Below are 11,038 nucleotides of genomic sequence, written 5' to 3' on the forward strand. Positions count from 1 at the left end.
GCGCCGCGCCGCGCGGGCGGCGGGTGCCGCTGCCCAGGCACAGCGCCATGCGGCCCGACAGGCAGAATTCGCAGGTGCCGCAAAAGGCCGAAAGGCAGGTAACCACGCGATCACCCTTCTTCACCCGCCGCACTTCCTCGCCCACGGCCTCGACAATGCCGGCGGCCTCGTGCCCCGGCACGGCGGGCAGCGCGTGGGGATAGGCGCCGTCGATGAAGTGCAGGTCGGAATGGCACAGGCCGCAAGCCACCGTGCGGATCAGCACCTCATGCGGGCCGGGCCGGTCAACCACCAGATCGGCCAGGGTCAGCGGCTGGCCCGCTTGTTCGAGAACGGCAGCTTTCATCGGTGGTCCTCTTCGTGGCGCCGGCGGATCGTGTCGCGGCTGCGCTGGTTCATTCGCGCAAATGCGCGGCCGGTCAACGCCCGGTAAGGGTGATCATCCAGAAATCGGGCCGCGTGCCGATGCGCAAGGGAAAGCTGCCCGATCCCACGCCGCTGCCGATCAACACGATCTGGTCCTGCCAGCGCACGATGCCACAGCGAAACCGCCCGTCGTAATAGCGATTGCCGGTGATGGGGTTGCCCGCGATGCTGATGCCGGGCAGGTGAATCTGGCCGCAATGGGTGTGGCCGGCCAGGATCAGCGGCACGCCGGGGATTACGCGCGGCACATGCTCCACCACGATCACCGGTTTGCCCGCGGCGCGCGCGGCGGGCAGCAGAGGCGCGGCGATCAGCCGGGCACGGGGGGTATCGGCCAGGCCCAGCAGCGTGATCGGCCCCACGCCCTGGCTCTGGTTGTTGAGCACCGTGATCCCGGCGCGGCGCAGCAGCGCGGTAACCGCGCGCGGATCGGTCCATTCGTCATGATTGCCCAGCACGGCATAGACGCCCAGCGGGGCATGCAGGCGCGCCAGCGCCTCGGGCAGCAAATCGAGATGCACCGCCGGATCGTTGCGCCGGTCACCATTGACGAAATCGCCGGCCAGCAGGATGGCATCGGGGTGCTGCGCCATGATCTGGTCCACCACCCGGTCCAGCCGGGCGGCGCTCATCCCGTGGCTGCCGACATGGATATCGGAAACCAGCGCCACATCGATCTTGCGGCCGGCCATGGCTGGGGTATCGAACACGATCACCGCGCGGCGCACCAGCGGCGGCCAGGTTTCCACCCAATAGCCCCAGCCCAGCAAGGCCAGCCCGGCCAGAATCAGGGCAAGGAGCGTCCAGGCCCACCACATCCGGTGCTGGCTTGGCGGCGATGGCTCGATCTCCACGGCCGCCACGCGATCAGTGCCGGGTCAATTCGCGGACAAAGCCGATCAGACCGGTCTGGCGCGCGCGCTTGAGGCGTTCGGCCGCCAGGATCTGGCAGATCTGGGTATAGCAGGCATCGATATCGTCGTTGACCACGACATAGTCATAGCCGTCCCAGTGGCTGATTTCGGCCTGGGCGCGGGCCATGCGCGCGGCGATCACCTCGGCGCTGTCGGTGCCGCGCCCGGTCAGGCGGCGGCGCAGTTCCTCGATGCTCGGCGGCAGGATGAACACGCGCACCACGTCGGCCTCGGCCTTTTGGTAAAGCTGCTGCGTGCCCTGCCAGTCGATATCGAACAAGGTGTCGCCGCCTTCCTTGAGGCGGGCGCGGATATGGGCCTTGGGCGTGCCATAGCAATTACCGAAGACTTCGGCCCATTCATAGAATTCGTTGGCTTCGACCATGGCATCGAACGTGGCGCGGTCGACGAAGTGGTAATCCTTGCCATCCACCTCGCCGGGGCGGATCGGGCGCGTGGTGGCCGAAACCGATGCCTCGATCTGCGAATCGTGCGCCAGCAGGCGCTTGGCGATCGTCGTCTTGCCCGCGCCCGATGGCGAAGACAGGATCAGCATGAGGCCGCGACGATGCAGTGCATCGGCACGGGAAACGGGCAGGGTGGGGGGCAATGCGCTGTCGGCCATGGTCGCAGATGGACCATGGCCGCCCTGCCGGTCAAGCCGCAGTTTGTGGCGCTGGGAAGGTTTGCCAGGCTCTGCCGCAAAGGGGCAGGCGCTGCGGGATCAGCGCGGCTTGGCTTTCAGCGCGGCGCGGGCGCGGCGGGTCTTGCGGCGATCGTAAAGCGCCTTGGCGACCAGGCCGCCGCCAACCACGATCGCGCCGGGCACCGAACGTGTGGCGACGCGGGCGATCGCGGTGCCAACCAGGCTACCCACCAGCGAGGGGCCGCGGATCAGCCCGCCGGGCGTGCGCACCGGCAATGCCTTGCCCAGCACGCGGCCAGCCAGGCCCTTGCCGGCAACGCCGCGGGCCAGCAGGGCGCTGCCCGCGCTCATCGCGATGTCGGTGAGGATCAGGGTGGTCAGCGGGCTGTTGAGCGGCTGATCGTCCTTGGCCGGCGCAGCCTTGGCCGGTTCTGCCTTGACCGGCACGGCCTGGGTGCCGTCCTCGTTGATATCCTGTTCCGACTTCGCCGCTTTGCCCTTGGAAACCATGTGCGGGTGCCCCGTGTACCTTGATGGCCTGCGGCAAACGCGATCGGACTGGGCCGGGATCAGGTCTGGCGCAGGCGGTTACTTCTTGCGGCCGAAATCGACCGTGACGACATTCGAGCCGTCGTCGCTGCGTTCAACGGCGGGCTTGTCGGAAGTTTCCCCGGGGTTTGCGGAAGAATCGTTTTCCGCGTCCTCGTGGATGTCATCGTCCATCTCGTCGGCCGCCTGGAACTGCAGGCCGAAATCCACCGCGGGATCGACAAAGGCCGTGATCGCGCGGAACGGGATGACCAGCGTTGACGGCACCTGGTTGAAGCTCAACCCGACAGAGAAGGTATCTTCCTCCACCTTGAGGTCCCAGAACTTGTTCTGGAGCACGATCGTCATCTCGTCGGGAAAGCGTTCTTTCAGCCGGTTGGGGATCGATACCCCCGGTGCCCCGGTGCGGAACGTGATGTAGAAATGGTGCTGGCCGGGAAGCATCCCGCCGGATGCCTCCACCTGGCCCAGGACGCGGCCTACCACGGCGCGCAGGGCTTCCTGCACGATTTCGTCATAGGGGATCAGGCTGTCGGGCGTTTCGCTCATATGCAGCACAACTGGCGCTGGCACGGGCGCGGGTCAAGAGGGAGTGATTGATTCTCGCATATCCGGGCGTATAGGCATGGCCCATGCGCACCGGATCGATCACCCGCACCACCGCCGAAACCGATATCAAGGTCAGCGTCAACCTGGATGGCACCGGGTTCTATGACGTGAACACCGGCATCGGCTTTCTCGATCACATGATCGAGCAGTTCTCGCGCCATTCGCTGATCGATGTGACGCTGTTCGTGAAGGGCGATCTTCACGTGGACGAGCACCACACCGTGGAAGACAGCGCGATCGCGCTGGGCCAGGCGATCGGCCAGGCGCTGGGCGACAAGAAGGGCATCACCCGCTACGGTTCGACCTATGCCCCGATGGACGAGGCGCTGGCCCGTGTCGCGCTGGATATTTCCGGCCGCCCGATCCTGGTGTGGAAGGCCGCGTTCAGCCAGCCGCGCCTGGGCACGATGGACACCGAGATGTTCGAGCACTGGTTCCAGTCGATCTCGCAGGCCGCCGGCATCACGCTGCACATCGAGTGCCTCTATGGCACCAACAACCACCATATCATCGAAGGCATCTACAAGGGCTTTGCCCGCGCCATGGCACAGGCCATCGCCATCGATCCGCGCAAGGCCGATGCCGTGCCGTCGACCAAGGGCATGCTCGGTGGCTGAACGGCTGGCCCTGATCGACTATGGCGCCGGCAACCTGCGCTCTGTCGCCAATGCGCTGAAAGTGGCTGGCGCGGAAAACGTCATCGTCACCGCCGATCCTGATGTGGTGCGCCGCGCCGATCGCATCGTCTTGCCTGGTGTGGGCGCCTATCGCGCCTGTGCCACGGCGCTGCGCGGCGTTGTCGGCATGATCGACGCGCTGGAAGAGCGCGTGCTGGCCGATGCCGTGCCGTTCCTGGGTATTTGCGTGGGCATGCAATTGCTCGCCTCGCGCGGGGTGGAGCATGGCGTGACCGAGGGGCTCGACTGGATCGCGGGCGAGGTGCGCCTGATCGAGCGGACCGATCCGGCGATCAAGGTGCCGCACATGGGCTGGAACGATGTGTCGCCCATGCACCACGGCGATGGCGCCAGCCTGATCCGGGGTGGGGAAGCCTATTTTCTGCACTCGTATCACTTCGCGGCCGATGACGGCGCGGATGTGGCAGCGATGACCGACCATGGCGGCGGCCTGGTGGCGGCCGTGGCGCGCGACAATATCCTGGGCGTGCAGTTCCACCCCGAAAAGAGCCAGGCCTATGGCCTTGGCCTGTTGTCGCGCTTCCTCGGCTGGCAGCCCTAAGCCGAAAAGCCTGAGCCACCCAGCCTGAGCCGTACAGCCCCGCCAAAGGGGCAGGGCGCGGAACCAGCCGCGCCGCGAGGCTTTCCCTTTCCTGACACCGGCAGGAAAAGGACGCATCATGGCAACAGGTTACGCGGCAACCGGCGGGGCAGCGGGGCATACCGCGCAAACCCCGTTGACCGGACGGCGCATCGCCATCACTGGCGGCACCACCGGCATTGGGCGCGCCACGGCACTTTTGCTGGCCGGTGAAGGCGCGCAAATCTTTACCTGCGGACGCGATCCTGAGCACCTGGGCGATTGCCTTGCCGCCGTGCGCAATGCTGGCGGCACGATCGACGGCCTGGCGCTGGATCTGGCGCATGAAGGCGCGGTCGATCGCTTTTTCGGCGCCGCCGAGCAGGCAATGGGCGGGATCGACGTCGCGGTCATCAACGCGGCGGTGCCGGCCTCGGGGTTGACCGAAATGGACGAGGCCGGATTGCGCTATGCCATCGCGGCCGATTTCACCGCCTATCTCGTCTCGGCCTGGCGGGCGGCGGCGGCCCTGTCGGGCAAGAATGGCGATATCGTGCTCGTCGGCTCGATGAGCGCACACGTGCTTGGCGGCCATTCCACCGTCTATGCCGGGATGAAAGCCGGCATTGCTGGCTTTGCCGAGGCGCTGCGCCGTGAAATGGGCGGCAAGGGCGTGCGGGTCGGCCTGGTCGAGCCGGGCCTGGTTGGCACCGATTTCCAATATCCCGATATCCCGGCCGACAAGCAGCGCGCGATGATCGCGGACGAAAAGATGCTGCGCGCCGAAGATATCGCCGTCGGCATCCATTATTTCCTCACCCAGCCGCGCCGCACCGTCGTGCAGCAGCTGGTCATTGTTCCCAGGGTCAACGAAGAATGAAATTTCCCCACGACCGACTGGTCATCACCCCCCACGTCATCGATCTGTCGCGCTCGCCGCTGGCGGGCCATTTCGATGCGGAAACCTTTGTGCTCGGGGCGTTCAATCCCGGTATGACCACACTGCCCAATGGCAACGTCCTCCTCATGGTGCGCGTGGCCGAGGCGCTGCGCGAGCCGATCCGCGATGGCAAGGTGCACGCGATCCGCTGGGATGGCGATGGCCGGCTTGTCGGCGGGCAGCCGTTCGGGCGCTTCGTACTCGACGCCTGGCCGCTGGAACTGGCTGATACGCGCGATCCGCGCAAGTTCATGGTGCCCGGCGGCGGCTGGAAAGTCATGGCGCTCACCTCGCTATCGTGGCTGCTGCCGGTGGAAATGACGCCCGATGCCATGGAAATCGTGGCGATCCACTATGACAAGGCGATCGCGCCGGCCGGGCCGTGGGCCTGCTATGGCGTGGAAGACGCCCGCATTTCCCGCGTCGCCGACGGGCAATACCTGATGACCACCTGCTCGGTCAGCCCAGAACGGCATTCCACCACGCTCTACAGCTCTGCCAATGGCCTCGACTGGACGTTCGAGGGCCTGGTGCTCGATCACCAGAATAAGGACATGCTGATTTTCGAAGGCCTGGTCGATGGGGCCTATTGGGCCCAGACGCGGCCCCTGGGCGATCTGTGGTTTGCCTATCCGCCGGGCAGCCCGTTCCGCGCCGGCCCGTCGATCAACCTGGCAACATCGCCCGATGGCCGGCACTGGAAGCCCCATCTTTCGCCGCACATCCGCCCGCGCGTCGATCGCCCGGCCACGGCCCGGATGGGGGGCGGCGCGCCGCCGATCCTGACGGAGGTGGCGGGCCAGCGCGGCTGGCTCAGCCTGTGGCACGGGGTGGAGCCCAAGGAAATCGTCGGCATCTACCGCACGTTCTGGTTGCTGCTCGACGAAGCCGATCCCACCCGCATCCTGGCCGAAGGAGAGGTGCCGCTGCTCGAGCCCGAACCGGCACTGACCCAACCGCTCGAAGACCTGCTCTATCTGCGCGATGTGGTCTTCACCACCGGGGTAATCGACCAGGGCGATCGCTTCATCATCGCCTCGGGCGAGGCGGACTTGGCCTGCCGCATCACCCATGTACCCAAGAATGCGTTGGGGTAAGGTGCGCACACGGTCTGGCGAAAAAGTGCCTGATCCCCCTCCTCTTCAGAGGAGGGGGTCGGGGGGTGGTGGATGCGTTGCGCACGGCATGGCACCACCCCCAACCCCTCCTCTGAAGAGGAGGGGAGAAAGCTGTTCCGTTCCATTCCCCTCAATCTCTCAAACCGCCCCGGCACCAAGCGTGAGCCACGCAAAACCCGTTGGACATGGCCGCGTGCGATGCTAGGCGCGCGGCCATGATCGTATTTCCCGCCATCGACCTCAAGGGAGGTCAGGTCGTCCGCCTTGCAGAAGGCGATATGGATCGTGCCACCGTCTATGGCGATGATCCCGCGCATCAGGCCGGGCTGTTTGCCCAGGCGGGTTCGCAATACCTGCACGTGGTCGATCTCGATGGCGCATTCGCGGGCGAGGCGCGCAATGCCCGCGCGGTGGAAAGCATTCTCAAGGCCTTTCCCGGCCATGTTCAGCTGGGTGGCGGCATCCGCAATGCCCGCGCGGTCGACGGCTGGTTCGATCTGGGCGTCTCGCGCGTGGTGATCGGCACCGCCGCGCTGAAAGACCCGCAGTTCGTCAAGGACATGGCCAAGGCCTATCCCGGCGGCATCGTCGTGGCGGTGGACGCGCGCGACGGCATGGTCGCCACGGCTGGCTGGGCCGATGTGTCCGACGTGTCGATCGCCGACATGGCCCGCCGGTTCGAGGATGCCGGCGTCGCCTCGCTCCTGTTCACCGACGTGGGCCGCGATGGCCTGCTCAAGGGTTGCAACATCGAGGCGACGGTCAACCTGGCGCGCGCCACGCGGCTGCCGGTGATCGCCAGCGGCGGCGTGAAAGGCATTGATGACATCGCCATGCTCAAGGTGCATGAAGCCGATGGCATCGAAGGCGTGATCACCGGCCGCGCGCTCTATGACGGGCGGCTCGATCTGGCCGCCGCGATCCAGATCGCGGAACGCTAAAGACTTGCACCAACGAAAGGCGCCTGTGTCATGACCGTCCGCGTCCGTGTCATTCCCTGCCTCGATGTGGCCGAAGGCCGCGTGGTCAAGGGCGTCAACTTCGTCGACCTGCGCGATGCCGGCGATCCGGTGGAGCAGGCCCGCGCCTATGACGCGGCCGGGGCTGACGAGCTGTGCTTCCTCGATATTTCCGCGACGCACGAAGGGCGCGGCACGCTGCTCGATGTGGTCGCCCGCACGGCCGAGGTGTGCTTCATGCCCTTGACCGTGGGCGGCGGCGTGCGTGCGGTGGAGGATGCCCGCGCGCTGTTGCTGGCTGGCGCCGACAAGGTCGCGGTCAATAGCGCGGCAGTGGCCCGGCCCGAACTGGTGCGCGAGATTGCCGAGAAATTCGGCGCGCAATGCGTGGTCGGCTCTGTCGATGCGCGGCGCGTGGGCCCGGGCAAATGGGAAATCTTTACCCACGGCGGGCGCAAGGGCACTGGCATTGATGCCCTGGTTCATGCCGAGCGGCTGGCCAGCTTGGGGGCGGGCGAACTGCTTGTCACCTCGATGGACGGCGATGGCACCAAGGCCGGCTATGACCTGGAATTGACCCGCGCGATTGCCGATGCCGTACCGGTTCCGGTCATTGCCAGCGGCGGGGTGGGCACGCTCGATCACCTGGTGGATGGCGTGACCAAGGGCCATGCCAGCGCGGTCCTGGCCGCCTCGATCTTCCACTTCGGCACCTATTCCATCGCCCAGGCCCACGCCGCGTTGCGCGCAGCCGGATTGCCCGCGCGAGGCTGAGAACCTCTGCCCCTCCGTCAGGCGGGGAGAATCTGATCCTCCCCATGGCATGGGGAGGGGGACCAGCCGCAGGCTGGTGGAGGGGCGGGGCAAGAGGCTTGACCCTCGGCCCGTGCCGTTCCATGCCGCGTGCCATGGACCAGAGCACGCTTGCCCGCCTCGAGGCGACCATCGCCGCCCGCCGCAGCGCCGATCCCGATGCCAGCTATGTGGCGCGCCTCCATGCCAAGGGGCTGGGCAAGATCGCGCAGAAAGTGGGCGAAGAAGGCGTGGAAACAGTCATCGCCGCGCTTTCTGGCAGCGCCGATGAACTGGTGGGCGAGGCTGCCGACCTGTTGTTCCACCTCATGGTCCTGCTGGGCGCGCGCGACGTGCCGCTGGCCCGCGTGCTGGCCGAACTCGACCGCCGCGAGGGCCTTTCGGGCCTGGCCGAAAAGGCCGCGCGCCCGCGCGATTGAGCGGCACTTCAGCCACGTGAACTATTCACGCTGCTGAAGCGTTTTGATTCCAGCCCCTTATCGAAAGCACAGTGCCATGCCGATCGATGCCACGCTGCCCTATGACGATCAGAACGTCTTTGCGAAGATCCTGCGCGGGGAAATCCCCTCCAGCAAGGTCTATGAAGACGATTTTGCGCTGGCATTCCATGATATTGCGCCCCAGGCGCCGGTGCATGTGCTGGTCATTCCCAAGGGCCCCTACGTCAGCTGGGACGATTTTTCCGCCCATGCCCCGGCGGACCTCATCGCCGGCTTTGTGCGCGCGGTGGGTACCGTAGCGCGCGATCTGGGTCTGGTGGAGCCGGGCTATCGCCTGCTGGGCAATGTCGGCGGGCACGGCGGGCAGGAAGTGCCGCATCTTCACGTGCATCTGTTCGGTGGCGCGCCGCTTGGCCCGATGCTGGCGCGTTAATCCTTTCGCACCGCAGCAAGATAGGGTAACACAATCGTGTCATTCCGTCGCAAGGCAGGCACGCTTCGCCTATGATTGGCCCGGAAATTCCCTCTGGTTGTCTTAACGGCACGGTCCATCGCCTGGGCCTGCGAGTCTATTACGAAGACACCGATCTTTCCGGCGTTGTCTATCATGCCAATTACTTGCGCTGGTTCGAACGCGCGCGATCCGATCTTTTGCGCCTGATCGGGATTGATCAGCGCGCCGCCCACGAAGCGGGCGAGGGCGCCTTTGCCGTGGCCGACATGGCCCTGCGCTATGCCAGCCCGGCCCGCCTGGACGATGGCATCGTGGTCGAATCGCGTCTTTCCGCACTGCAAGGTGCCAGCTGCACGCTGCTTCAGCAGGCGTTCAGGCACCAGAGCCTTTTGTGCGCCGCGCGGGTTCGCGTCGCCTTTGTCACGCCAGGCGGACGACCACGCCGTCTGCCGCCGTCCTGGCGCGATGCCTTTGCCGCCCTGATCGATCCAGCAATGGACCTTGAGAAAGCCTTCCCATGACCTTGGCCCTTCTAGCCGCCGCAGCAAGCGTGACTGCCGGCGCTCCTACCCGGCTTAACCCTGTTGCCCTGTTCCTGCATGCCGACATCGTCGTGCAACTCGTGATGAGCGCGCTGGTCCTTGCCAGCGTGTGGGTGTGGATGATCATCGTGTCGTTCAGCCTGCGCATGGCCGGCGCGTCGCGTCGCTCCACCCGCTATGAGCAGGGGTTTTGGGAAGCGCGCGATATCGATGCCTATCACAAGGAAAACGGCAAGGGCGACGTGCCCGCCGCCCGCGTGGTGACTGCCGCGCTGGCCGAATGGCGCCGCTCCACCGCGGGCAAGAATGTCGATCGCGAAGGCACCCGCCAGCGCCTGCAAGTGGCGATGGAAAGCGCCGTGGCGGCCGAGACGGATCGCCTGTCCGGGCGCCTCAACTTCCTGGCCACGGTTGGTTCGGTGGCCCCGTTCGTCGGCCTGTTCGGCACGGTGTGGGGCATCATGGACAGCTTCTTCAATATCGGCGCACAGGCCAATTCCTCGCTCGCGGTGGTGGCGCCGGGTATTTCCGAAGCGCTGTTTGCCACGGCGATCGGCCTGGTGGCGGCGATCCCCTCGGTCATTGCCTACAACCGCTTCAGCAACACGGTGAACCGCTTTGAAGCGCGCCTGTTCCGCTTTGCCGACCGGTTCCACGCCACCTTGAGCCGCGAACTGGAGCAGTAAGCCATGGCCATGAACCTGGGCCAGAGCAGCGGCGGGGGCGGGGGGCGGCGGCGCCGGTCGCGTGGGGCCCCGATGGCCGAAATCAACGTGACGCCGCTGGTCGACGTGATGCTGGTGCTGCTGATCATCTTCATGGTCACCGCGCCGATGCTCACCGCCGGCGTGCCGATCGATCTGCCTGACAGCAAGGCCGAGGCGCTGCAGGAAAAGAAGAACGAGATCACCGTGAGCATGGATGGCCAGGGCCGGGTGTTCCTGGATGATCAGGAACTGGCGCCGGGCGAACTGGCCGACCGGCTGGCGGCGGTGCAGCGCCCCAATGGCGAAGCACCGCTGGTCACGCTGCGCGCCGACAAGGCGCTCGACTATGGCCGCGTAATCGCGGTGATGGGCGAATTGAATGCCGCTGGTTTCAAGCAGATATCGCTGGTCAGCAATGGCGTGGGTGGTGGCGGTGAGCCGGCCGCTCCGGCGCCGGCAGCGGCCGCCGCACCGGCGGAAGGCCAGCCCTGACGCCCATGGCCACGCGCGATCCTCTTGACCAATCTCCCGCTGGTTTGCGCCGGGAAGAGAAGCTGGCGCTGGGCGTGGCGGTGGTGGCCCACGCTGCGCTGATCGCTGCGCTGACGCTGTCGCCGCCGGGCAAGTCGATCAAGCCGCCGCCCCAGCGCATGGTGGTGACCAT

16 protein-coding genes are annotated in these 11,038 nt (G+C 66.3%); 11 read left to right on the plus strand and 5 right to left on the minus strand.

Annotation, left to right across the window (positions count from 1 at the left end):
• The 5 genes from H926_RS26220 to H926_RS0107770 all read right to left on the minus strand — a co-directional run.
• The coding region (locus H926_RS26220; RefSeq protein ID WP_043608526.1) for an alcohol dehydrogenase catalytic domain-containing protein at positions 1–346 on the minus strand (346 nt) is incomplete at its 3' end.
• Positions 347–419: 73 nt separating this feature from the next.
• Complete coding sequence (locus H926_RS0107755; RefSeq protein WP_028657735.1) at positions 420–1,244, minus strand: metallophosphoesterase; 825 nt, start codon at positions 1,242–1,244, stop codon at positions 420–422.
• 49 nt (positions 1,245–1,293) lie between these two features.
• Positions 1,294–1,965: a guanylate kinase gene (gene gmk / locus H926_RS0107760; RefSeq protein WP_022675787.1), complete on the minus strand. Its 672-nt coding sequence runs from the start codon at positions 1,963–1,965 to the stop codon at positions 1,294–1,296.
• Positions 1,966–2,064: 99 nt separating this feature from the next.
• Positions 2,065–2,496 (minus strand): hypothetical protein, encoded by a 432-nt coding sequence (locus H926_RS26225; RefSeq protein ID WP_022675788.1) that lies wholly within the window; start codon positions 2,494–2,496, stop codon positions 2,065–2,067.
• Positions 2,497–2,574: 78 nt separating this feature from the next.
• Positions 2,575–3,084 carry an SspB family protein gene (locus H926_RS0107770; protein ID WP_022675789.1) on the minus strand — a complete coding sequence of 170 codons (510 nt, stop codon included), beginning with the start codon at positions 3,082–3,084 and terminating at the stop codon, positions 2,575–2,577.
• An 83-nt stretch (positions 3,085–3,167) separates the two neighbouring features.
• On the opposite strand from H926_RS0107770, the gene hisB reads away from it, so the two are divergent.
• The 11 genes from hisB (at position 3,168) to tolR (ending at position 10,866) form a co-directional block, all read left to right on the plus strand.
• Entirely contained in the window at positions 3,168–3,761 is a 594-nt protein-coding gene (gene hisB, locus H926_RS0107775; RefSeq protein ID WP_022675790.1) for an imidazoleglycerol-phosphate dehydratase HisB, read from the plus strand.
• Positions 3,754–4,383 (plus strand): imidazole glycerol phosphate synthase subunit HisH, encoded by a 630-nt coding sequence (gene hisH / locus H926_RS0107780; RefSeq protein ID WP_022675791.1) that lies wholly within the window; start codon positions 3,754–3,756, stop codon positions 4,381–4,383. The genes hisB and hisH overlap by 8 nt, the downstream gene beginning before the upstream one ends.
• A gap of 118 nt (positions 4,384–4,501) precedes the next feature.
• Positions 4,502–5,281, plus strand: coding sequence for an SDR family oxidoreductase (locus tag H926_RS26230; protein ID WP_022675792.1), 780 nt, complete (start codon positions 4,502–4,504; stop codon positions 5,279–5,281).
• Positions 5,278–6,438, plus strand: a complete 1,161-nt coding sequence (locus tag H926_RS0107790; RefSeq protein WP_022675793.1) for a glycosidase — start codon at positions 5,278–5,280, stop codon at positions 6,436–6,438. The genes H926_RS26230 and H926_RS0107790 overlap by 4 nt, the downstream gene beginning before the upstream one ends.
• 236 nt (positions 6,439–6,674) lie before the next feature.
• Positions 6,675–7,400 (plus strand): 1-(5-phosphoribosyl)-5-[(5-phosphoribosylamino)methylideneamino]imidazole-4-carboxamide isomerase, encoded by a 726-nt coding sequence (gene hisA / locus H926_RS0107795; RefSeq protein ID WP_022675794.1) that lies wholly within the window; start codon positions 6,675–6,677, stop codon positions 7,398–7,400.
• A 30-nt stretch (positions 7,401–7,430) separates the two neighbouring features.
• On the plus strand, positions 7,431–8,192 hold the full coding sequence (hisF, locus tag H926_RS0107800; RefSeq protein ID WP_022675795.1) for an imidazole glycerol phosphate synthase subunit HisF: 762 nt from the start codon (positions 7,431–7,433) through the stop codon (positions 8,190–8,192).
• Between the two features lie 134 nt (positions 8,193–8,326).
• Positions 8,327–8,650 (plus strand): phosphoribosyl-ATP diphosphatase, encoded by a 324-nt coding sequence (locus tag H926_RS0107805; protein ID WP_022675796.1) that lies wholly within the window; start codon positions 8,327–8,329, stop codon positions 8,648–8,650.
• 76 nt (positions 8,651–8,726) lie between these two features.
• Positions 8,727–9,104, plus strand: a complete 378-nt coding sequence (locus tag H926_RS0107810) for a histidine triad nucleotide-binding protein (RefSeq protein ID WP_022675797.1) — start codon at positions 8,727–8,729, stop codon at positions 9,102–9,104.
• Between the two features lie 71 nt (positions 9,105–9,175).
• Positions 9,176–9,646 (plus strand): YbgC/FadM family acyl-CoA thioesterase, encoded by a 471-nt coding sequence (locus H926_RS0107815; protein WP_022675798.1) that lies wholly within the window; start codon positions 9,176–9,178, stop codon positions 9,644–9,646.
• Positions 9,643–10,353, plus strand: a complete 711-nt coding sequence (gene tolQ, locus H926_RS0107820) for a protein TolQ (protein WP_022675799.1) — start codon at positions 9,643–9,645, stop codon at positions 10,351–10,353. Before H926_RS0107815 ends, tolQ begins: the two co-directional genes overlap by 4 nt.
• A gap of 3 nt (positions 10,354–10,356) precedes the next feature.
• Positions 10,357–10,866: a protein TolR gene (gene tolR / locus H926_RS0107825; RefSeq protein WP_022675800.1), complete on the plus strand. Its 510-nt coding sequence runs from the start codon at positions 10,357–10,359 to the stop codon at positions 10,864–10,866.
• Positions 10,867–11,038 lie beyond the last annotated feature (172 nt).

Source organism: Novosphingobium sp. B-7 (assembly GCF_000410615.1).
Taxonomy (GTDB): domain Bacteria; phylum Pseudomonadota; class Alphaproteobacteria; order Sphingomonadales; family Sphingomonadaceae; genus Novosphingobium; species Novosphingobium capsulatum.